Source organism: Thalassospira marina (genome assembly GCF_002844375.1).
Classification (GTDB): Bacteria; Pseudomonadota; Alphaproteobacteria; order Rhodospirillales; family Thalassospiraceae; genus Thalassospira; species Thalassospira marina.
Genome location: NZ_CP024199.1, coordinates 2,337,213 through 2,360,794 on the forward strand (window position 1 = coordinate 2,337,213; position 23,582 = coordinate 2,360,794).

Consider the following 23,582-nt stretch of genomic DNA (forward strand, 5'->3'; position numbering starts at 1 on the left):
TTACACGGTAAAAACAGCCGTTTCATGCTGTTTTGGTTGGGTTTTAGCCGATAATGCGCTTCAGGTTCCCGTAAAGAGAACCATTTTTGCAATATAGCTCTTCTAACACGGTAAAATGGTTTGCCCCCCAGGCCTGATGCACCGGCACCACCAGCCCCGCCTTACTGCAATAAGCAGCATAAGCCTGGCTTTGGCGTAAAAATTCGGGGGTTTCCTGCTCGCCCACCACCAGCATCATATTCGGCCCCATCGGCACCGCATCAAGCATTGGTGAATTATCCGCAGCACTTTCTTCCGTCAGGCGAATATCATCATTGATGCTGGTAAAGCGAAGCGGTTCAAGGTCGAACACACCCGATACGGGGATAACGGCACAAAAGGGTGTGGCATCGCCAATTTCCGTGTGCCAGTCATGCGCGGCCAACCGTGCAACAATCTGCCCCCCCGCCGAATGGCCGGAAATGCTCAGCCGGTCCCGATCCCCATTAAAATCTTCGATATGGTCATGCACAAAGGCAATGCAGCGAATGGCCTGCTGGGTGATTTCGCCGACCGTAACATCGGGGCACAAATCATAATTGGCAAACACCACACTGAAACCATCGGCAACCAGGGCACGGGCGATAAAGGCGTAATCGCGTTTATCCTGGCTGCGCCAATATCCCCCATGGAAAAACACATGGATCGGCGAATTGGGGTTGGGCGATGGGAAAACATCCAGGGTTTCTTTTGGCCCGGGACCAAAGCGCAAATCTGAAAGATGGTGCAGATCTGCGCGGGTTTTTTCGGATTCCGCAACAAACCGGGAAAAATGATCGGCAAAATCCGGCACGGTCTCGCGCGGGTTATACTGCCATTCCACCTCTGCCGTCGTAAAACCACCCCAGCCCATATGTGATTTCCCTGTTCTGCTTTGCCCGATGCCAAATGCGTCAAATGCCCAGATGATTTTTCTTTATTTCCGGGTTATTTGCAAACTGTTCAGAAGAACCATTCCAAACGATACGGCCTTTTTCCAGCACATAATGCCGGTCACAAACCGCCATCAATGCATCCAGGTTGCCATCAATAATCAGAACCGTCTGGCGTATATCGCGCAATTTGCGAATGCAGGCCCAGATATCGGTCCGAATGACAGGCGCCAGCCCTTCGCTTGCTTCATCAAGAATCAGCAAATCCGGGTTGGTCAACAACGCACGGCCAATGGCCAGCATCTGCTGCTCCCCCCCCGAAAGCTGATTGCCCATATTATTTTGCCGTTCCGCAAGGCGGGGAAACAGGTCATAAATCTGTGCCAGGTCCCAGCCCTGCCCGCGCGCCGTTGCCACCAGATTTTCGCGCACCGACAGGTTTGGGAAAATCTGCCGTCCTTCGGGCACCAGGCCAATTCCGGCACGGGCAATCCGAAATGATTTATGGCGGGAAATATCATTGCCCTTGAACCGGATGGCGCCCGCCTTTGCCGGGGTTAACCCCATAATGGATCGAACGGTGGTGGTTTTACCCATCCCATTCCGGCCCAAAAGGCTTACAATCTCACCTTCATTGATTTGCAAATTCACGCCAAACAAAACCTGGCTGCTGCCATAACTGGTTTCGACATTTTGCAATTCCAGCATCAGTATCCCTCCGCCAGATAGGCTTTTTGCACATCTTCATTTTCACGGATTTCATCAACCGTGCCCGATGCAATCACAGCCCCATTCACCAGCACCGAAATCATATCAGCCAGGCGAAACACGATATTCATGTCGTGCTCCACCAGCAGAATGGCGAAATCATGCTTCAACTGTTCAAGAAGTTCGGCCAGTTGCGCACTTTCGGTTGGCCCCATACCGGCCATTGGTTCGTCCAGCAACAAAACCTTTGGTTCCAGCGCCAGCGCCATCGCAATTTCAAGCTGGCGTTTTTGCCCATGCGCCAGGTCGGCCGCCCGCCGGTTGGCAAAGGCCACCAGACCAACCTGGTTTAACAACGCATCAGTGCGCCGATTAATGCTGCTATCCCGGCCAACCGCCCGCCAGAACGAAAAATGGTGCGACGCCCGCGACTGCACGGCAACCGCCACATTTTCAGCAACCGTAAAATCATCAAAAATCGCGGTGATCTGAAAGGACCGCGCAACCCCCATTCGGGCGCGTTTGGGCATGGAATAACGGGTAATATCCTGCCCGCAAAACCACACCTGCCCTTCATCGGGTTGCAATTCACCCGATAATTGCGACAGGGCCGTGGTTTTACCCGCCCCGTTAGGGCCGATCAGGGCATGGATCTTGCCGGTTTCCAAATGCAGGGACAAATTATCGGTCGCACGCAGGCCACCGTAACTTTTAAACAGGTTTTTGGCCTCAAATACCGGGCCGCTTTGCGAAATATCAGCCATGATCACCCCCGGATTTTCCCGCTGCCCGGCCATTGCCGGACAAAAAACCCACAATCCCGCCCCGGAAAAATACAACAACCAAAATCAGGATCGGGCCTAAAATGACCTGCCAGTGTTCGGTAAAGGATACCAGGCCTTCTTCCATCAAAAACAGGGCCAATGCCCCGTAAATCGGGCCAACAAGGGTGCCCATCCCCCCCAGGATCACAATCACCATCAATTCGCCGGACCGCGACCAGTGCAAAAGCCCCGGGCTGACAAATTCGGAATGATTGGCAATCAACGCCCCGGCAAGGCCACCAATGGCCGCGGAAATGCAAAAGGCCGCCAGTTTATAAAGCAGCGGGTCATAACCCAGTGCCCGCATGCGGCGTTCATTTTGTTTGCAGCCAATAATGACACGCCCAAAACGCGACGCCACCAGCCGCGACAGGAAAAACCACACCGCCAGCAAAATGGCAAAACACAGATAATAGAATGTATCGCGATCATAAAGGTCGAGGCCGGGAATGGCATTACGGTCCCACAGCGACAACCCGTCTTCCCCGCCATATTGCGACAGCGAGACAAAGAAGAAATAAAACAGCTGGGCAAAGGCCAGGGTGATCATGATGAAATAAACACCCGATGTGCGCAGGCTGATCAGGCCAATAATCACCCCGAAGAAAGCAGCCACCAGCATCGCAAGCGGCCAGACCACCAGCGCATCATTGCTGCCGGTCCAGCCGAAAATAAATTCGCTGCCATCAAAGGCATGCGTGCCCAAAATACCCGCTGTATAGGCCCCAATGCCAAAAAACGCCGCATGACCAAAACTGACCATACCGCCAAAACCAATGATCAGATCAAGCCCGACCGCCGCCACAGCATAAATCAAAGCGCGGTTGAACATCGTGATCAGAAAGGAATTATCAAAGGCATGGGCAATGGGCGGCACCAGTGCCAACAGCACAAAAATCGCCAGTGTTGCCCAGCTTTTGCGTGAAAAACTCTTAACCATGTGTCTGGAACAACCCCCGCGGCCGGAAGGCCAGTACAACGGCCATCAGAATATAAATCAGCATTGATGCCAGCGACGCCCCTGCCCCGTCGGCAACCGATGGCGGCAGCCACAGGCGCATCAAATCGGGGATGTAAACACGGCCCAAAGTATCGGTCAGGCCAATCAGCAATGCCCCGGCAACCGCCCCGCGAATGGACCCGATACCGCCAATAACAATGACCACAAATGTCAGAATAAGGATGTTTTCACCCATGCCGGACTGAACGGCGCTGAACGGTGCCGCCATCACCCCGGCCAAACCGGCAAGGGCAGCGCCAAAACCAAACAAAACCGTATAAAGCAGCGAAATATTGACACCCAGCGCGCCGATCATTTCCCGGTTTGATGCCCCCGCACGGATCCACATGCCAATGCGCGTTTTCATCACCAGAAAATACAAAAGCCCGGTCACCAAAATACCCGTGGCAATAACCGCCAGGCGAAACGCCGGATAAGGGGCACCGGGGATCAGCTCTACCGTGCCAGATAAAAATCCCGGCGTATCCATCGCGATGGGCTGACGCCCCCACAGGATGCTGACCATTTCATTAAAAAACAAAATCAGGCCAAAGGTCGCCAAAACCTGATCAAGATGATCACGGCGATAAAGCCGGCGCATGATGACAAATTCCATCACCATGCCGGTAATGGCAGCAGCGGCAATACCGGTCAGCAACCCCAGGAAAAAACCCGATCCATGGGCAATGGCCGTGGCACCCACATAGGCACCAACCATAAACAGCGACCCATGCGCCAGATTGATCAGGTTCATGATCCCGAAAATAAGGGTCAGCCCCGATGCCATCAAAAGCAGGGTCACGCCAAATTGCAGCCCGTTTAAAAGCTGCTCAAGGAATAAAAGCATAATTATTTTCCGGTGCCAAAACGGAATGGCCGGTACGAAACCGGCCATTCAACATATTGCGCAGGGCAAAATTACATTTTGCACTCGGATGCGTAGGCATCGACATGGTCAGAAAATACTTTGCCGACCAGCTTGTTGGTAAAGCCCCCATCCGGGTCCGCGACGACTTCGCGCACGTAAAAATCCTGGATCGGATGGTTGTTATTGCCGAATTTGAAATTGCCACGAACAGAAGCAAAATCAGCCTTTTTCAGGGCCGCGCGGAAATCATCCTTCTTGGACATATCCCCGCCAACTGCGGCAATGGCGCTGCCAATCAGATTGGCGGCATCATAACCCTGAACCGAATACAGGCTGGGTTTTGCGCCATATTTGGCAACATAACCGGCAACGAATTTCTTCGAGGCTGCGTTATCCATGTCGGGCGACCAATGCGAGGTATTTTTCATACCAACAGCAGCTTCACCCACAGCATCGACCAGATGTTCATCCGCCGAAAATGCCGGACCAAACAGGGGAATTTCATCCTTCAGGCCTGCCTGGGCGTATTGCTTGATAAAGTTGATGCCCATGCCGCCGGGGTAAAAGAAAAACACCGCATCGGGCTTTGCAGCGCGAAGCGATGCAATTTCAGCGGCATAATCGGTCTGACCAAGTTTGGTGTAAACCTCGTCCGCGATCTCGCCCTTATAGAACCGCTTGAAACCCGAAAGGGCGTCTTTGCCCGCCGGATAGTTCGGTGCCAGCAGATAGACCTTTTTAAAACCCTGGTCCTGCACATACTGGCCCATGGCTTCGTGGATATTATCGTTTTGGTATGCTGCGTTAAAATAGTTCGCATCGCATTTCGCACCGGCAAGCACACTGGGGCCTGCATTGGTGGAAATATAGATCATGCCATCACGAACGACCTTGGGCACAACGGCCATGGCAACGTTCGAAAAAATGATCCCCGTCATCAGATCAACATGTTCGCTTTCGATCATGCGGGTCGCAATCTGGCGTGCGCTTTCGGGTTTCAGACCATCATCTTCAACGATCAGGTCAATGTCCGAACCACCCAGTTTTCCGTCATGTTCGGAAATGGCCAGCTCAAACCCCTTGCGCATATCATCGCCCAGATACCCCGCACCGGTCGAAAGGGTCGTGATCATGCCAATCTTTACCGGCTCTGCGGCCTGTGCCGCAAAACTTGCAACACAGGTTCCCATCACCATGGCTGCGGCCCCCAGCAAAGCGGCCTTTTTGCCTTTTACCAACATCTTAAAGTCTCCCTGAAACCGAATTATGAATAGGTTATTTTGACTTGTTTTTTTGTTGTCTTTCTATTCATCCCCAATTTGGGCGCCGTTGCAATAACCAGTTTGTTTAAGCTTAAAGTTTTTTTATTTCATCTACGTATAATTACGTATTTTTCGGCAAAATTCCTGTTATCGGGCCTTGGAAAATGCCACAGTGCGCCGCTGCAAAACATACCTTTGCCAAAAACAGGGACCCGCGATGACCACCGACCAGACCTGCCCTTTCCCCACCAAAGATGCCGACCGCAACGCCATTTGGGACATGCTTGTCCCGCGTGACATTACCGCCTTTGTGCTGGCTGACTGGTCACTGGTTGAAAACGATTTTGCCGCCAATGGCTTTTATGGCATCGACGCGCACACATCACCCAATCCCGATGACTGGACCATGGCATTTCCCGACCTTTCCGCCTATCGCGATACATGGCTGTCGCAGGCACGTGCCAGCCAGAACACCGAATATGCCGAACGGTTATTTGATGCCGTTTTTGCCGCAACCAAACTTGAACATATCGAAATCACCGGCGACCGGGCACTGGCGCGCAAGCATTTCAATGGCAGCATCAAAAAAGCCGACGGCACCGAAGACCGCCTGCTGTGGAAAACCCACTATTACTGCCAAAAAGGCGCGGATGGGAAATGGCGCATCACTGGCTTTATCGGCTATCTGCCCAATAACGACTGACGCAAACATGCAAAAGGCGGCACCCGCAACACCGGATGCCGCCTTTTTTGTGCGATAAAGCCAGGATTTACCCCGAAAACCGCCTTACAAAACCTTGCCGCGTGCCGCAACGAAGGCCGGATTTTCAAAAATATCGCCCCGGCAAAGCTGCACATAATCAAACATGTTGCTAACGACACATACATGATTGGGAATGATGCGAATGCGCTGTCCAATTTCAAAGGGCTGCGTTGCGGGATCAAAGGTCAGAATACCATGTTCCTCGCTAAGCGCCTTGATGGTGACGTCGGGATGACCAACGACATAGCCAAAATGCTCAAGGCCAAACAAATCCGATGTCAAAACCTTTGACCCGGCATCGATAATGGCCCGTCCCGGTGCAGGCAATGACACAACCTGGCTTAGGACGTGCAGGGCACAATCCTCTTCCTGGCAGCCGCCCCGCGCGATGACGGATTTATCGTTATATATATAGGTCCCAATTCGATATTCGGTCGTCACCGGGGCCAGATGGGCCTGCCACATATCGGGCGTACCACCAGAACTGCGCACAGGGCATTCCAGGCCCAGCTTTTCGCATTCAGCCATCGCCGCGCGGAAAAATTCCTCAACCCGCGCGGTACCGCCATTGGGCGGATAGGTCATCAGCCCCATAAATTTGATGCCCGGCAAATCATGGATCAACCCGGCAAGCTTTGCTGCGTCCTGCGGGGATTGCACCCCGCAGCGCCCTGCCCCGGTATCGCATTCAACCAGAACTTCAAGCGCTTTTGGGCTATCGGCAAAGGCCGCCGAAAGCCCGCGCACGACAAATTCGTTATCGGCCACAACACGTAACAGATCGACCCGGTTAGCCAGGGTGCGCAGGCGTGCCAATTTACGATCGCCGATAATATTATAGGTAATCAGAATATCGCCGATGCCTGCATCTGCCATCACCTCGGCCTCGCCGATTTTCTGGCAGGTGATCCCCTGTGCCCCGATGGCGATTTGCTGCAATGCAAAATCAGGAATTTTGTGCGTCTTGATGTGCGGACGCAGGGCAATGCCGTGTTCGTCACAATATTCCTGATAGGTCCGCAAATTGCGTTCAACGCAATCCAGGTCAACAATGGCGCAGGGTGTTTCAAGCTCGGCTAATTCGGTCATTCTGTGCTCGATTTCATCATGATGCGAGTGCGAACGGATCATCAACAATGGGCCAGACCTTGCGGGTCAGATGTTTGTACCCGTTGGTTTTCGGGTCTGACGGGTAAGGACCATGCACATTGACGTAAACGATCTCGCCAGCAATTTTGGCAAATGCATCGTAAAAGTGATTGGTGGATTTGATAAACAGATATTTCTTCCCTGTGGGATCAACGCCCATATTGGAAAAAAGATCCGGATCAAAACTTTGCGCCCGATTGCTGTTTAAAATAACCTCGCCACCATCAGGCAGTTCAATCAGCGCACAATCGCCCAGCGGCACAATGCTGTCACCAAAGCTTTGCCATGAATTGCGACGCAGTTTTTTAACCGTCACCATCGCATCAACCGGCGCGCCCCCATGGGACGATGTTTTACCACCAAAGCGCAGCGGTAATTGCCCGCCCTCGCCCGCCGAAAAACAGATCCGCACGGCCATCGGGTCCCAGATCGTGCCAAAGGCATAATCCTTTAACCCGGCTTCCATCACCTTGCGCAATAAAAGGGTCGAATCACCTGGTACACCACCACCGGGATTATCCCATACATCGGCAATGACCACCGGGAAGTTTGACAGGCCCGGCAATTTCGCCATTGCCTGTTCGGGGGTGATAAAATCGGGCCGGGTTGTACCGCGAAAACCAAACAGTTCCATCCCCAGATCATGGGATAGGCCTTCAGCCTTTATGGCATCATTATCGGTTATGACAATAACGTGCGAGCCGATTTCAGGCACATCACCAGCCATAAAGCCATGAATGACCGAAACGGATAAAACCCCGTCTTTGCCTTCCATCGCCTTCATCCGATCGACAAAGGACCGCATCGGCTCGCGCGAGGTTGGCAGCACTTCAATCATTTTGCAGTCAAAGGCCGCCTTCACCGGTTTGATTTCGCCGCGAATGGTGCGCAAAACCAGATCAACGGTGGCGGCCCCTGCCTCGACAAAATCGGTATGGGGGAATTCCTTGAAAGCGACAAAAATATCGGCCGCAGCAAACCGCTTGGCGCTCAGATGGCTGTGCGGATCAAAGCTTGCGCCAATCACAACATCCGGCCCGACAATATCACGCACGGATTGCAACAAGTCACCTTCGCAGTCCAGGTAATCCTGCGCCACCATGGCCCCATGCAGGCCCAATACCACGCCATCAACCGGCATGGCAGCGCGCAACTGGCCTAGCACTTCATCGCGCAGGGTTTCGTATGTTTCACGGTTCACAAGGCCACCCGGTTCTGCCCAGGTTGCCGTGCCTTCGACCAGTTCCCAGCCCTCGGCCTTGGCCCGTGCACGGGCAACGGTAAAAACGGCACTGCACAAAGTCGGCGTTTCGGGGTGTTCACCAGGGGCTGCATAAAAGCTTTCGCGGAAATCCGACATATCGGTGCGAAGCGGGGAAAATGTATTGGTTTCGGTTGCGATGGAGGCGCAAAAAATCCGCATACCCGTGTCCTTCTTGATCTTTGTATTGGGTAAATTATTCAATGAAATCGTTACTTGGGCAGCGCCCATAAATATCGACGGGGCAAAGGGTGGCGGGAGGAAGCCGGGAGATAGCCCCCTCCCTGCCTGACGGAATTATTCCGTCAGATACTGTTTTTCGTTGGCTTTCTGGACTTCGGTTTTGAACAGGTTCAGCAGTTCAACACCCTTGTCGCCCAGGGTTTCCTGAACGTGTTTTTCCATGACCGGCTGGGTCACCTTTTTGAACTGTGCGCGTTCTTCAGGTGTCAGCGCATCGATTTCCATTTTGCCCATCAGGCCCTTCAGGCCACGATCGGATGCCTCGATCACGCGCGAAACGCCACGGCTGGCAACAACACAAGACTGTGCCGCATAACGAATGATGCGCTGCTGATCAGAGGTCAGATCATCCCAGAATGCCTTGGAAAGCATCAGGGTATAGGGCGAGAACAGATGGTTGGTCAGGGTCAGGTATTTCTGGACTTCGTTGAATTTCGCAAAGGTCACGGTCGGAACCGGGTTCATCTGACCATCGATAACACCCGTCTGCAGGCCGGCATAAACTTCGCCCCATGCCATCGGATATGCTTCTGCACCCAGTGCCTGCATGATTTTCTGATGCGACGGCAGCGACATGGTGCGGATACGCACACCCTTGAAATCGTCAAGCGATTTGATCGGATGCTGCGAGTTGGTAACAGCAAAGAACCCGCCGGTATCGGGGAAGCCAAGAACTTCGACATCGCCAAGCGTTGCTTCGATATCCTTGGCAAGGGCCACACCAAACGGACCATCATAAACATTATAGGTCGCGGCATTGCTGTCGAAGGCAAATGGCAGGTTCAAAACGTCAATACGCGGATAATAGGATGCGATGGCACCGGTTGATGTCAGGGTCGCCTGGATCAGACCATCCCGAACCATCTGCACATGTTCGGCTGCCGAACCAAGCTGGTTGGACGGGTAAACTTCAACCTTGATCGCACCGTTGGTATCCGCTTCAACGATATTGGCGAAAACGGCGGTGCAGGCCTGCGCCGGGTTTTCAAACGGATCAAGTTTGTTGTCATGGGCAAATTTCAAAATCTTTGCTTCGGCATGGGCGGTGCCAACCGTACCAGCCAGCATTGCGGTCGCGGCCATCAGGGCCCCGAAACGTTTCAGTGTTTTCATATTACCTCTCCTGATTGGATTATTGTGTGCCCCAAACACCCTGTCCCCCAGGGTGATCCGCCCTGGGCATGGGCGGATAACCAAGTGTTTCCGGTGCGTCGCAATGCCTAGCGGAAGCCAAGCATATGCGGCACAACCAGAGCCAGATCGGACCAGAAGGCGAACAGCAGCAGCACACCGATTTCCGCAATCAGAAACGGCCAGAGCTGTATCGCGATTTTTTCAAGTTTTTCCCCCGTCACCGAGGCCAGCACGAACAGACAGGCCCCGACAGGCGGCGTCATGAGCGAGATGTTCAGTGCAAGAACAAAGATGATGCCGGCATGGATCGGGTCCATCCCGATCTGCAGGGTCAGCGGCACAAGAACCGGGGCCAGAATGATCAGAATGGCATTGATATCCATGACCATGCCAATCGCCATCAAAAGGCCGACGATCATAAGGATGACCCAGTATGGGTTGCTAGAAACACCCAGAACCGCGCTGGCAACTTCCTGCGGAATACGGTTGAAACTAAGCCACCAGCCCAGGATCGAGGCAAAGGCGATGATGATGAAAATCACCCCGGTAACCCGTGCCGTGCGGATCAGCATCTGGATGAAATCATTGACCGTCAGCGCCCGATAAACAAACACCCCAATAAACAGGGCATAGGCAACCGCGACAGATGCCGCCTCGGTCGGGGTGACGATACCGCCCAGAATCCCCCCCAGAATGATCAAGGGCATGATCAGTGCGGAAATCGACGATTTGAAGATTTTCCAGATTTCAAGCAGGCTGGCGCGGCGTTCTTCCTTGGGCAGGTTTTTACGGCGTGCGGAAACGGCAATCACCGTCATGCAGATCAGGCAAATCATAAGGCCTGGCAAAATACCTGCCGCAAACAGGCCGCCAATGGAAACCCCCATCAGCGACCCATAAACCACCATCAAGCCCGACGGCGGAATGGTCGGCCCGATAATGGACCCCGCGGCCGTAACCGCACAGGCATAATCACGACGATAGCCCCGTTCGACCATGGCAGGCACCAGCGTTTTGCCAAACGCCGCCGCATCGGCCGTGGCCGCCCCTGTAAGACCTGCGAAAAACACACTGGCCAGCATATTGGTATGCGCCAGACCACCACGGAAATGCCCGACAAGTGACTGGGCGAATTTGACCAGACGGCTGGTAATGCCGATATGGTTCATGATTTCGCCTGCCAGAATGAAAAACGGCATGGCAAGGAACGGAAACACATTAAGGCCGTTAAAAACCTTGCTCGGCCCCTGCACCAGAAACAGCCCGCCGCCCATATCATAAAGCCCGGCAACACCGGCAACGCCCAGGGCAAAACCAATCGGCATGCCCAGAACCATCAGAACAACAAAGATAATGGCGATGATCATTCCGCGCCCTCCGTCAAATCGACCGGGATGTAGCGCCCCTGGTCACGCAATGCGACCAGCAAAAGCTGAATGGCCGCCAACAGGGCCGAAACCGGCACAGCGGCATAGGGCAGCACCAGGGTCATGCCAAAAATCATGGCGTGGCGTTTCATACCACCCAGGGCAAAATCAAACCCGTAAAATGCCAGATAGATAAAAGCCGCCAGGGCAATGACATCGACCGCAAAAAGCACGATCCGCTGCAGGCGCATGGGGAAATTAAGAACAACCAGGCCAATGCCGATATGTTCACGCCGGGCAATACCGGCCGAAACAGCCAGAAGGACCGCCCAGATCATCAGATAGCGTGCCAGTTCTTCCGGCCAGTTCAATTGCCAGTGAACAAGATAGCGATCCACCACACCCAGCCAGACATCAAGCACCAGAGCCAGCATCAAAACGGCAATTATCCGCTCCACGACCCAGTTCAGTCCGTTGCTAAGCGAGCGGGCGGATGCCTCAACGCGCTGCAAACCCATTTTATCGTCTCCACTGATTGAGCGTTTGTATTTTTTCTACACATTGATCACATATTTGTAGCTTGTCTACACATTTTTATGGAAATTTTCACGAAAATGACACAGGATACGGTTAACAAACCACGATTTAAGTAGTTAAACTACTTTTATGCAGAAAAAACATTTCGCAGAATCAAGGAGTTTTCCATGTCGATAAAACATTTCGGAAATGAACGCAGTGGTGCTGGCGGCCAGAAACTGCCGTTCTCGCCTGCGGTGCGTGCCGGTGATTTCGTTTATATTTCCGGCCAGGTCGCGATGAAGGAAAATGGCGAAATCGAATATGGCGGCATCGAAAGCCAGACCAAACGCACGATGGAAAATGTCAAGGCGGCACTGGCTCTGGCGGGTTGCACGCTTGATGATGTGTTCAAAATGACGGTATGGCTGGACGATACCCGTGATTTCTGGACCTTTAACCGCGTTTATGCCGAATTCTTTCCGGGCGAACGCCCGGCACGTTCAACCGTACAGGCAAAACTGATGGTCGATGCCAAAATCGAAATCGAAGCTATCGCCTACAAACCTGAATGATGGTAGCAATCAACAGGGTGCCATGAACCGCACCCTGTTGACCCGTAACCAGGACCTTTCAGATGCAAAGTGCGACCGACATTATCAGCCAGCTTCACCGCCCGCCGGGAACCCTTCCCGCGCGCGAACAGAAGGTTGCCGATTATGTTGCCGGGCATCTTGAAGAAGTCACATCCATTGCCCTTTCGGAACTGGCCAGCAATATCGGGGTCAGCGAACCCACCGTAATCCGTTTTTGCCGCAGCCTTGGCTGCGAAGGTTTTCGCGATTTCAAATTGAAACTGGCGCAAAACCTTGCGGTCAGTATGCAGTATCTGGCCCCTGAACCCATCGATGATCATATTACCGACCCTGATGTATTGGGAAGCCATGTTATTGGCACCATCATCGATAGTTTGCGCCTGCTGCGTGACCAGCTTTCAGATGCCGATATCGATGCCGCTGCCGACATATTGGTAAATGCCCGCCAGATCGCATTTTTTGGCGTTGGCGGCGGGTCCAGCACCGTTTCGTTTGATGCGGCAAACCGGTTTTTCCGCTTGGGCATCCCTGCCCAGTCCCAAAATGATGGTTACCTGCAGCGCATGCTGGCATCCACCCTGGGGGACGAGGACGTTATTGTCGCCATTTCCACCAGTGGCCGCCCGGCGGAACTTATTCACAGTGCGGCCATCGCCCGGCAATATGGTGCTAAGGTCATATCACTGACCAAACCCGACAGCCCCCTTGCCGCTGAAAGCGACATTGTGATCGGCCTGATCATGCCCGAAAGCCCCGATATTTATAAACCAACCGCCACACGGCATGTTTTTCTGGCAACAATTGATGTGCTGGCAACCGCCGTTGCCCGGCGCAACCCCACGCGCAGCAAAGAAAAACTGCGCCGTATCCGTTCCTCCCTGCTGACATTGCTGCCCACTGGTGGCCGCCTGCCGATCGGCGATTGACGGATCGCACACTTGACGGCACATTGCGCGTCGCCCAAATTGGCGCGGGTATTCATCCTACCAATAAACCGATAACAGGATTGCTTAGATGACCAGAACCGCCTTCATCGGTGAATGCATGATCGAAATTTCGGCCACCAGCGCCCATGATGGCGACGAGGCCGCATCTGCATTTGGCCCGGCGAAACTTTCCTATGCGGGGGACACCCTGAACGCTGCCGTTTACATGGCGCGCGCCACCAAGCTGATTGCGCAACAGGGGAAATCGGCACCGGCAGGTAATGGGCAAACGGCCGATGCCACCATTTCCTATGTCACCGCCCTTGGTACGGACCCCTATAGCCGCGCCATGATGGCGGCTTGGAAACAGGATGGCCTGGATGCCAGCCTTGTTCGCCAGATTGATGGCCAATTACCGGGCCTTTATGCCATTCAGACCGATGCCAGCGGCGAACGCAGTTTTAGCTATTGGCGGCAAAATGCTGCAGCAAAACAATTGCTGCAGGATGGCTATGACCAGACATTGGCAACCGGCCTTGCAGGTTATAGCATGGTTTATCTTTCCGGTATTTCACTTGCCATTTTAAGTGCAAAAGACCGTGAAAAGCTGTTTGCTATGCTCGCAACACTTCGCAACAACGGCGCGCGCGTATGCTTTGACAGCAATCACCGCCCGCGCCTTTGGCCCGATACGGCAACGGCCAAGGCCGCCTATGCCCAAATCGCCGCCCTGAGCGACATTTTAATGCCGACATTCGATGACGAAGCCGCCCTGTTTGGCGATGCCAGCCCGGTTGATTGCGCCAAACGCTGGCTTGATGCCGGGGCTGGTGAAGTGATTGTTAAAAATGGTGCCCTGCCATCAACCTATGTCACCAAAACCGGCGAAACAGGCACCGTAACCCCGCCCAGGGTGGAACGGGTTATCGATACAACATCAGCCGGCGATTCATTCAACGGCAGCTATCTTGCCGCGCGCCAACAGGGAATTGACATTGAAGGCGCCATTGCGATTGCCCAAAAAATTGCGGCCTGCGTGATTGGCGCGCGTGGCGCCCTTGTTCCCGTGGATGATGTCACGCTTTAAACCGCAGCAAACACCAATTATAAGGCCCCCGCGATTGATATCGACGGGGGCCTTTTTGTTCCTGATCGGCTGAAGGCTTTAATAATCCAGTTTGAACTGGATGCCAGCTTTACTGTCTATCTCGTTGGTTTCGCTGGTCACCTTGATATGCGGCGTCAGTTCAATTTCAACTTCCACCCCGCTTGATCCCGGCGTGGTGCCCTGTTTGGTGCCCACATAAATATCATCGGTCAGATATTTACCGGCTTTCACCGTTGGTCCGTCTTCACCGCCATCAACACTTAAAACATCCGCACCGATAAAGTTACGAATGGTGCCAATAACATCAAGGCCACCACCCCCACCCGAAAGCTGGGCTGCCGCATTGGCAAGCTGCACGGCTTCAACCGCACTAAGGCTGCCTTGTGATTTGCCAAATAGCACCTGGGACAGGATTTCATCCTGCGGCAGGGCGGGTTCGGAACTCAGGCTCAGTTTCGGATCAGCCGCCGGGCCGGAAAGCGACGCCGTAACCGTCAGGTCATCAGTTGTGTAAACACCGGCAATATCCAAAAGCGGATCAGGCGGCTGCGCACCGGAAAATGTAATTTTGGAATCCTTGATGACAAAGGTTTTGCCAATCAGATCAAGCTGGCCGCGCAGGGCGCGTAATTCACCAACAATTTTGGGGTTATCAGCCCGCCCTGTAATATCAAGATGCCCACCCCATTCAGAATCCAGGCCCTTGCCCCGCACAAACAGGCGTGCAGGCACATTGACCTTGGCATTCAGGTTGGCAACAAACCCGCCAGCTTCTTTGTCGTCGTCTTTTTTGTCGTCTTCATCCTGAACTTTGGCAAGGTTCTGGACATCAAGTTCCGACACCGATGCTGGCAGGGCAACACTTAAATCAACCTCGCCACGGCGCAATGTGGTCGTACTTTCAATATCTGCCTTGGTTTCATCGCCGGTAACATCAACATCAATATCGGTCCAGACGCGCAATTCATCCATCCGGGTCACGGCCATGTTTCGCATGGTGATATTGGCGGTGTAATCCACCCCGTCACCCAGTTTGACATCGGCCTTGCCGGTTAGCGTGCCCTGCCCGCCATCATTGGCCGTCAGGCGGGTAAGCTGAAAACCATCATTGTTGAACGCGCCATCCAGCACGATATCCTGAACAAGCGTGCCATATTGCAAATGTTCATAACGGCCATCACGCAGTGATACCGTGCCTTTCCACAATGGATCGGCAAGGGTGCCATCAACACTGGCGTCAAGTTTGACATCCCCGGCAAGCGAATGATCGGGCAACGGCACATAGGGCCAGAACTGCCCTATCTCACCATCCATTTTCGCCGTCGCCGACAGGGGTTCATCCGGGCGGGCGGCAAAGCGCGACTGCAGGAACGAAACATCAACCGGCAAGGTTGCCTTTGCGGTTAAAATTTTCATATCCGGGCGGCCCATTTCCAGATCGGCACTAACATTGCCATCCTGCAAATCAGCCTTCACATCCAGGGCCAGTGGCGGCAATTGTGCAGCTGCCGCAACGCTAATGTCGCTGATTTTGCCATCCACGCTGGCACTGGCGGGTTTACCCGGTTTTTCTTCGGCATCGGCAGTAAGCGTCAGCTTGCCATCCAGCCCCGCCACATCAAACATCGCCCCCCACGGGCCCAGCACGACATTTGCGATATCGGCGGTCGCGGCAAAACTTTTGCCCGGCAGCAAATCCAGTTTGGCATCCAGCGAACCATCACCAATTGCAACGCTGGCATTGGTCGCAAGGCTGCCATTTGCCCCCTGGCGAAATTCCAGCGGCTGGCGCAGGGAAATATGCTGCGTTCCAATATCGGCATTCAGCTTGCTGGCCGTTACCGCGATATCCTTGCCAATGGCAATATCGGCATCGGTATCAAGCGTTACCGGGATGCGGTTTTGGACCATCGCCTTGGCATTAACCGTGGCATTCAGCTTTTTCAGAACGCCTGTTACCTTGGCCCTGATGGTTTCAATGCGGGCATCGGCTGTGCCGATATCCTGCCCATCCAGTGTCAGGTCCATTTGCGGGTCGGAAAAGGCTTTGTCAATTTCGCCATCCAGGCGCACATCATCAATTCTTGCGGTTTCGACACCATCAGGATCAACCATACGCAGGCCTTTGGCACGAATGGTCGTTGAAACATGCTGCGCAGCATTTTTGGGCGACAGGGCAATATCGGCACTGATCCGGCCATTGGCAAAGGGCACACCAAATGCCTGCGCCATGATTGCATCAAGCTCTTTAAGGCTGATATCCCCCTGCAAGGGTGTTGCATAGCCGGGCATGGCAATATTGCCAACCAGATCAACATGCTCACCATTCAGCCCGATATTGGAAACACTTAACCCGCTGGCTGGCAATGCAACATCTGCGGTAATTTTATAGGGTGCCTTGCGCCAGGAAAATCCACCCCGGTTTAACAATTGCAGGGCATTGGCCTCACTGCCCTTAATCTGATGCCAGGTCATATCGGTCGCCAGTTTCACATCAGAAAAAGTCTCGCCCGATGTTTCAAGGGTTGGAACAGCAAGGGTAATTTTACCTGCCGGTTCTGCCAGCGGGCCAGCAAGGGCGATGTCAAGCTGCGCATCCCGCCCCTTAAGCGACACAGGCACCGATGGCGGTACAATCCCGGCCTTTAAACCCAGTTCAGCTTTCACCGACAATGAATTGAAATCATTGGTGATATCGACCTTGCCATTCCCGGCAATATTGGCAGCCTCAATGGCGTTAAGAACAACCGAAATATCCATAGCCGGACTGATCATAACATCAGCCTGGATATCCGGGCTTGCGCCAACAACATGGTCCAGTTCGGCAATGCCAAAACCGGCCTGTTGGGTTTTGATATCGATTTTACCCTGCCCGCCCTGCTGGGCATTCCAGCTTAGCCCGGTAATATCAATACTGCCCTGCCCGGTTAAATCCATGCCTGAAATAGGCGCAAAGGCGGACAAATCGGTAATATTTGCGGTCAATTTCGCATTTGTCACGCTGCCTTCGCCATCCAGCATGGCATTTGCCTGGGCGTTTATTTTCGGTGTTTGAATGCGAAGGTCTTTGACATTGATTTCGCTGAAATCGCCTTTGGCATCGGCCAACAGGGAAATATCCTGGCTATTCCCCGCCATCTCGCCCAATGCACCATCATCAAATGCATGATCATTGGCCTTGATATCAGCCTTGATTGCAAAATCATCATCTACAGGCTGCACATTGGCCGAAACCGCCAATGCGCCGATCTTTGATACCGGCATTACCACACCCTGCGCGGCAATATCCGCATCAATAACCGGCAGCGACAAATCACCCTTGGCATGGGCGCGAAGGTTAAGGCTTTGCCAGGTCAGGGCATCGTCCATCAATGCGCTTGCTGCACCATCAATATCGGACGACAAATTGGCATCAATGCTGTTTTCAGCGAAATCGATTTTGGCATTGCCGTTGGCAGCCAACAGGTGGTCTTTGACAATTTCAAGTGAAGCCAGATCAAGCCTGCTGTTTTCACCATCAAATACACCCGCTGTTTTAAGGCCAATGTCCCCACGCAACGGTTCCGGCAGCGAATTTGCCAAATTACCCAGCGTTTGTGCAATCACATCAAGGCCAAAGCCGATGCGCTTTTCATCTCCCATCTGAACATTAACCGTACCGTTAACGCTGGCAAGGTCGGTGGCTGCAAAGGCAAGGTCCCCTTTCCAGTCATTGGCGGGGCCACTGCCCTCTAGCGACAGGGTAACATCAGGCGCTTCTGCCGCCGTCATACCCGCCAGCGCCATGCCCAGCCCGTTACGATCAAGGTGCCCTTCAATATCGGCCTTCAGCTTCTGGCCTTCGGCATCAAAATCCAGATCAGCACGAATATGGTCCGCCCCGCCATCAAGCGGTTGCAGGTTAAGGCCCAGAACAGCCGACAGGTCCTGACTGGCAAGGGCATGACCATCAAGCTTGTAGGAAAACACCCGCCCGTCAGCCGGGTTATTGATGTGGATTTGCGGTACTTCAAGGGTATGAAGCTCAAACGCGACCGGCAGTGCCAGGCTTCCGCCATCATCGGTTTCGGGTTCATCCGGGGCTGGGGGGCCAGCCCGTTCTGGCAGCGTGACGGTCAGTTGCGATGCGCTGATACGATCGATATCAAGCTTGGCCCCCAACAGCGCCAAAGGCGACCACGCCAGAACCAGATCATCCCCGTTAACGGCAAGGCCCGTTTCGGGCATTTCCATTGTCAGCGACGAAATTTCAAGCCTGTTCCATATGCTGCCTTCAACCGCACCCAGGGCAAATTCACCATTTATCGCGTCCGATACCGTGCGGTTTAACCACGGTGTCAACTGCCGTAATACCGGCCCCGTACCGGCAACAAACACCACAATCACCAGCAAAACAACCAGCACCAACAGGCCAATCAGGATGCGCTTTAACCAGCGCAAAGGCCCTGCCCTGCGCCGTTCGGTGCCCGATTTACCAGGTGTGGCGGAACCACGATCATTTGACGGTTGGTTTTGCTCAGCCATTAAAATGCCTGGCCCAGGCTAAGATAGATCTGGTAGTCATCATCGATATTTTCGCGTTTATCCATCGGCACGGCAAAATCAAAACGAACAGGCCCAATGGCGGTGTAATACCGCACGCCAAGCCCGGTTGCCCACATCAGGGTAAAGTCCTTGGGTTTGACGGCTTCATAAACGTTGCCACCTTCAACAAATGGCACCAGGCCGATGCTGTCGGTGATGCGCGCGCGCAGTTCCAACCCGGCCTCAATCACCGAACGGCCGCCAACAGGGTCACCATCCTCGTTAAGCGGGCCGACAGTTTGGTATTCATAACCCCGCACCGAACCGCCACCGCCCGAATAAAACCGTTTATTGGACGGCAGGGATGACCGTTCATCGCCAAAAATGCTGCCAATCCGGCCACGCCCGGCCAGCACATAATATCCTTTGTCATCAAAGGCATAATATTGCGACCCATCAAGGGAAACCGACGTAAACTGGGTTTGCGCCCCGGCAAGGCTCATATAGGGCGAAATCGTCAATTCCATGCGATTGCCCGTTGTCGGGTCCAGGGGGTTATCGGTGTTATCGTGGCGCAATACGCCGCGCAAACCACCCAGATAAAATTCCTCGTTCGGGGAATCCGCCCCTGTCAGGTCCGAATATTCAAGCGTAACGCCATAGGTGGCCGACCAGTTTTCCCAAAATTCACGTTCAATCCCGGTAAAGGCATTTGCCAGCTCACCTTCATAGGCATCGGTGGTGTAGCTGGTGGCTTCGCTTTCGGCGACCAGTGCCTGTTTGCGCCGCAAGAATTGCGGTTTACGGAAACTGGCCGACGCCCCCTGTTTCAGGCCCGATCCTTCCAGTTTCAGGCGCAGTTTTTCGCCTTCGCCAAACAGGTTGCGATGTTCCCAAAATGCGTTCGCACCCGGGCCATCCGCGGTTGAAAAATCAAGCCCGCCGCCGATCGACCGGTGGTCCCGTTCCTGCACCCGCATTTCAATGGGGATTTCGCCGTTGTCATCCACCTGCCCCACGGGCTTAACAATCACCGAATTAAACAGGTTGGATTCAGCAAGGTCACGCCGGGTTTCAGTCACCTTTTGCGGGGAATAAACTTCGCCGGTGTCCCAGCTGTGATATCCGCGAATAAAATCGGCATCGACATCCTCGGCACCGACGATGTTGATTTTGCCAAATGTCGCCTTCTTGCCGGTAATGACCTCATAGGTCACACGAATGGTTTTTTCGGCCGTATCGGCCAAAACATGTTTTTTGCCCGCCTTTACCAGCGGATAGCCCTGATTGCGAAAAACATCCAGAACACTTTGTTCTGCCAGAATAATCGGGTCGGCCTCGGCCCGCATTCCAATGGAAAGTTTGGCTGTTTTAAGTTCCTCGTCGCTCATTGAACGGGTTTCGGAACTTTCATCAGGGTGAATAACCGTAAGCTCCGCATCCGACAGCAGATACGGCGTTCCCATATCAACGCGATATTGCAACACAACCGGTTTTGGCGGTGCCTTGCTTTCCAATGCGGGCGAATCAGGTGCCTGTTCGTCCTGGTTCTTCTCATCGGCCGGTTTTGCCGGGGTTTCCGGCCCGTCGCCATCCGTTTTGGCGTTATCACCATTGCTGGCGGTTTTGGCCGAAATCGCATCACCTTCGGGGCTCAGTTCGGTTTCGCCTTCGGCGGGTGGCGTATCGGCATCGCGAATGTCGTAATTAACCACCGCATCATAAAAACCAAAAGACCGCAAAACGCGCACAAATCGCGTTACATCGTCTTCAGCACGGCGTTCAAGGCCTGCTTTTGTCGGGGTTGGCCGGTCTTTTAATCGAATTGCAGTGCTGTTTTCACGCAGGGCCGCCAAAAGGCGTTCTTCCTGCGGGTCCAGCCCCTGAAATGTAACGGAATAGGGAATAGCCCGGCGGACATCCTGTGTTGCAGCAGAATTGGCCCCATCGCCAAATGGCAGATTATCGGTAAACGAACAGGCCGACAGCACCGATGCGCCCACGCAAACCGAAAGCACCATCAACCGTTTTTTAAATCCCCCAGCCGGCGGATAGACTTGTCCTGGCAACACCCCTGTCCCTTTTGTGCCTGTGTCCGAATTTGGCGTTCGGAATATTATACGCAGCGCGCCTGAAAATGTTTCACTATGATGCTGCAGTTAAATGCGAATTTGCCATGCCTACTATCAAAAAATGGCAACCGCATGACCGTAATTTCGGCGTTATTCTGCGTGACCTTCGGGCAAATGAACGGCACTATAAAATTGCAGATTTGCTCCGGGATTACCCAAAAAGAAACTGTCACTGTATCGGGCCAAAAGGTTACGTCTATGCCAAATTCACAAATCACACCGATCGTTGTTCGTACCGCCCAAAAAACCGACATCGACGGCCTGTGCGCCATTGAAGAAGCGGTTTTTACATCTGACCGCATGAAACGCGAGACGTTTTTAAGATTTTTGCGCCAGCCGACCGCCCGCGTGCTGGTTGCCGATGCCGGTGACGAGGGTGTTGTTGGATATGGCATGCTGCTTTTGCGCGCTGGCAGCAACACGGCACGGATTTATTCGCTGGCAATCGCCACGAACTGGCGCGGCAAGGGTCTTGGCACCCAGTTGCTTGCCGGGCTTGAAAGCGTCGCGATTGAAGCAGGCTGCGACAAAATGCGCCTTGAAGTGCGCGATGACAACCAGTCCGCCCGTGCCATTTACGAACGCCATGGATATGTCGATATCGCCGTTCTGCCCGACTATTACGAAGATGGGTGCGATGGCAAACGCATGGAACGGCACCTGTTTGATGCCCCGACCCAGCTTTCACCCGCCATGTCGACCGGCGCACCCCTGATCCTGGTGGATAATTTGCGCGACCTGCCCTTTAGCGTGGCGGGTGCACGCGTGATGAAGGTGCGTGATTACCTTGCGCTGAACCACGGTGTTCGCAACCGGCGCGTCATCAATCTGTGCCATTCCTATGAATATCTTTCGCGTGGATATTATTGCAGCCTGCTGGCCGCCGCGCGCAGCGAAAGAGTCATCCCCGAGGCCGACGTGCTGCTGGATTTGAACTGGAAACGCCTGCAAAAAACCGCGCGCGCGCAAATTGGCCCGATGATTGCCGATGCGCTGGGCAAACCTGGTGGCGAACGCCCAGACCATATCGATGTTTATTTTGGCCGCACCACCGACAAACGCTTTCGCGACCTTGCCCAGCGGGCCTTTGACCAGTTCCGCTGCCCGATCCTGCGTTTGCACCTCAATAGTGGCGATAAAAAACTGCTGCGCGAAATCGAGGCCCCATCGCTGCAACATCTTGATGCCAGCGAAATGCCGGCCTTTGAAGCCGCGTTAAAGGCCTATTTGCGCGGGCGTGTGCGCAAGCCATCCAATGGGCGCGCACCAACCGCGCTTATTGCCATTTTGTATGACCCGGATGAAACCCTGCCGCCGTCAGACAGCGATGCATTGGCAAATTTTGTCCAGGCCGCAAGCGACCTTGGCGCGCGGGCCGAACTGATTACGGCAAAGGATTTTCATCATCTGTCGGAATTTGATGCCCTGTTGATCCGCGAGACAACAGCATTGGACCATCACACCTATCGGTTCGCCAAACGCGCCCGCAAGGAAGGCATTCCGGTCGTTGATGATCCCGACTCAATTTTGCGCTGCACGAACAAGGTGTATCTGGCCGAACTGCTGCGGACCCACCATATCCCTGCCCCGCGCAGTGCCATTTTCGACAAACGCCGGGTCGAGGAAATTGGCGGCCAGTTCAATTTCCCAAGCGTTCTGAAAGTGCCGGACGGATGTTTTTCACGCGGTGTCCGCAAGGTAACATCGCCCGAACATCTGCAACAGGTGGCTGGCGAGATGTTTAAAAATTCGGAATTGCTGGTGATCCAGGAATATGTCGAAACAACATTTGACTGGCGCATTGGTGTGCTGGGCGGCGAACCGCTTTATGCCAGCCGCTATTTCATGGCGCCGGGGCACTGGCAAATCGTCAAACATGAAGATGACGGCAAAAATTACGAAGAAGGCGGCTTTGAAACCCTGCCGGTAGAAGAAGCCCCCGCCGACATCGTCGAAACGGCCCTTGCCGCAGCCCGGCTGATGGGCAATGGCCTTTATGGCGTGGATATCAAGGAAACGCCCTATGGCCCGATGGTGATTGAGGTCAACGATAACCCCAGCATCGATGGCGGGGTCGAAGACGCCGTTATTGGCATGGATCTGTATCGCCGCATCATCGCCCATCTGCTGAGCCAGATTGCGCAGCCCTGAGCGATCTGATCGCACACGAATAAGGGCTGCACGATTTTATCGTACACAAACAAAACCTGTGCGATTTGATCGCGCCCAACTAAGGCTCATGCGCCGAACACAAAAAAGGAAAGCCGGTCACCAGCAATGGTCGACCGGC

18 protein-coding genes are annotated in these 23,582 nt (G+C 53.8%); 5 read left to right on the top strand and 13 right to left on the bottom strand.

The annotated features are described in order from the left end of the window. Positions 1–43: 43 nt before the first annotated feature. From CSC3H3_RS10695 to CSC3H3_RS10720, 6 genes are all read right to left on the bottom strand, one after another. Positions 44–892, bottom strand: a complete 849-nt coding sequence (locus CSC3H3_RS10695; RefSeq protein ID WP_101270682.1) for an alpha/beta hydrolase — start codon at positions 890–892, stop codon at positions 44–46. Between the two features lie 40 nt (positions 893–932). Continuing rightward, complete coding sequence (locus tag CSC3H3_RS10700; protein ID WP_101284803.1) at positions 933–1,619, bottom strand: ABC transporter ATP-binding protein; 687 nt, start codon at positions 1,617–1,619, stop codon at positions 933–935. Beyond that, on the bottom strand, positions 1,619–2,383 hold the full coding sequence (locus tag CSC3H3_RS10705) for an ABC transporter ATP-binding protein (protein WP_101286190.1): 765 nt from the start codon (positions 2,381–2,383) through the stop codon (positions 1,619–1,621). The genes CSC3H3_RS10700 and CSC3H3_RS10705 overlap by 1 nt, the downstream gene beginning before the upstream one ends. After that, positions 2,376–3,383, bottom strand: coding sequence for a branched-chain amino acid ABC transporter permease (locus CSC3H3_RS10710; protein ID WP_101284804.1), 1,008 nt, complete (start codon positions 3,381–3,383; stop codon positions 2,376–2,378). The genes CSC3H3_RS10705 and CSC3H3_RS10710 overlap by 8 nt, the downstream gene beginning before the upstream one ends. Continuing rightward, a complete protein-coding gene (locus CSC3H3_RS10715; RefSeq protein ID WP_101284805.1) occupies positions 3,376–4,290 on the bottom strand; it encodes a branched-chain amino acid ABC transporter permease in 915 nt (304 codons plus the stop codon). The genes CSC3H3_RS10710 and CSC3H3_RS10715 overlap by 8 nt, the downstream gene beginning before the upstream one ends. 71 nt (positions 4,291–4,361) lie before the next feature. Then, positions 4,362–5,552 (bottom strand): ABC transporter substrate-binding protein, encoded by a 1,191-nt coding sequence (locus CSC3H3_RS10720; RefSeq protein WP_215907487.1) that lies wholly within the window; start codon positions 5,550–5,552, stop codon positions 4,362–4,364. Positions 5,553–5,790: 238 nt separating this feature from the next. Between CSC3H3_RS10720 and CSC3H3_RS10725 the strand changes: the two genes are divergently transcribed. Next, positions 5,791–6,276: a hypothetical protein gene (locus CSC3H3_RS10725; RefSeq protein WP_101284806.1), complete on the top strand. Its 486-nt coding sequence runs from the start codon at positions 5,791–5,793 to the stop codon at positions 6,274–6,276. Positions 6,277–6,360: 84 nt separating this feature from the next. On the opposite strand, the gene CSC3H3_RS10730 is transcribed toward CSC3H3_RS10725, so the two are convergent. From CSC3H3_RS10730 to CSC3H3_RS10750, 5 genes are all read right to left on the bottom strand, one after another. Further along, positions 6,361–7,425, bottom strand: a complete 1,065-nt coding sequence (locus tag CSC3H3_RS10730) for a D-TA family PLP-dependent enzyme (protein ID WP_101286192.1) — start codon at positions 7,423–7,425, stop codon at positions 6,361–6,363. Between the two features lie 16 nt (positions 7,426–7,441). Next, positions 7,442–8,908, bottom strand: coding sequence for a M81 family metallopeptidase (locus CSC3H3_RS10735; RefSeq protein ID WP_101284807.1), 1,467 nt, complete (start codon positions 8,906–8,908; stop codon positions 7,442–7,444). A 135-nt stretch (positions 8,909–9,043) separates the two neighbouring features. Then, positions 9,044–10,102 (bottom strand): TRAP transporter substrate-binding protein, encoded by a 1,059-nt coding sequence (locus CSC3H3_RS10740; protein WP_101284808.1) that lies wholly within the window; start codon positions 10,100–10,102, stop codon positions 9,044–9,046. Between the two features lie 107 nt (positions 10,103–10,209). After that, complete coding sequence (locus tag CSC3H3_RS10745; RefSeq protein WP_101270698.1) at positions 10,210–11,490, bottom strand: TRAP transporter large permease; 1,281 nt, start codon at positions 11,488–11,490, stop codon at positions 10,210–10,212. Then, positions 11,487–12,008, bottom strand: coding sequence for a TRAP transporter small permease (locus CSC3H3_RS10750; protein WP_101284809.1), 522 nt, complete (start codon positions 12,006–12,008; stop codon positions 11,487–11,489). Before CSC3H3_RS10750 ends, CSC3H3_RS10745 begins: the two co-directional genes overlap by 4 nt. Positions 12,009–12,194: 186 nt before the next feature. Here CSC3H3_RS10750 and CSC3H3_RS10755 point away from each other — a divergent pair, with 186 nt between their 5' ends. The 3 genes from CSC3H3_RS10755 (at position 12,195) to CSC3H3_RS10765 (ending at position 14,615) form a co-directional block, all read left to right on the top strand. Then, on the top strand, positions 12,195–12,581 hold the full coding sequence (locus CSC3H3_RS10755; protein WP_073954668.1) for a RidA family protein: 387 nt from the start codon (positions 12,195–12,197) through the stop codon (positions 12,579–12,581). A gap of 62 nt (positions 12,582–12,643) precedes the next feature. Next, a complete protein-coding gene (locus CSC3H3_RS10760; protein WP_101270702.1) occupies positions 12,644–13,528 on the top strand; it encodes a MurR/RpiR family transcriptional regulator in 885 nt (294 codons plus the stop codon). 88 nt (positions 13,529–13,616) lie between these two features. Then, positions 13,617–14,615, top strand: coding sequence for a sugar kinase (locus CSC3H3_RS10765; RefSeq protein ID WP_101284810.1), 999 nt, complete (start codon positions 13,617–13,619; stop codon positions 14,613–14,615). 78 nt (positions 14,616–14,693) lie between these two features. On the opposite strand, the gene CSC3H3_RS10770 is transcribed toward CSC3H3_RS10765, so the two are convergent. Both CSC3H3_RS10770 and CSC3H3_RS10775 read right to left on the bottom strand, forming a co-directional pair. Next, positions 14,694–19,160 carry a translocation/assembly module TamB domain-containing protein gene (locus CSC3H3_RS10770; RefSeq protein ID WP_101284811.1) on the bottom strand — a complete coding sequence of 1,489 codons (4,467 nt, stop codon included), beginning with the start codon at positions 19,158–19,160 and terminating at the stop codon, positions 14,694–14,696. Next, positions 19,160–21,181 carry an autotransporter assembly complex protein TamA gene (locus CSC3H3_RS10775; RefSeq protein ID WP_101284812.1) on the bottom strand — a complete coding sequence of 674 codons (2,022 nt, stop codon included), beginning with the start codon at positions 21,179–21,181 and terminating at the stop codon, positions 19,160–19,162. The genes CSC3H3_RS10770 and CSC3H3_RS10775 overlap by 1 nt, the downstream gene beginning before the upstream one ends. 309 nt (positions 21,182–21,490) lie before the next feature. Between CSC3H3_RS10775 and CSC3H3_RS10780 the strand changes: the two genes are divergently transcribed. Then, the gene (locus CSC3H3_RS10780) at positions 21,491–23,443 is read left to right on the top strand and encodes a GNAT family N-acetyltransferase (protein WP_101284813.1); all 1,953 of its coding nucleotides are present in this window, start codon (positions 21,491–21,493) and stop codon (positions 23,441–23,443) included. Positions 23,444–23,582: the final 139 nt, after the last annotated feature.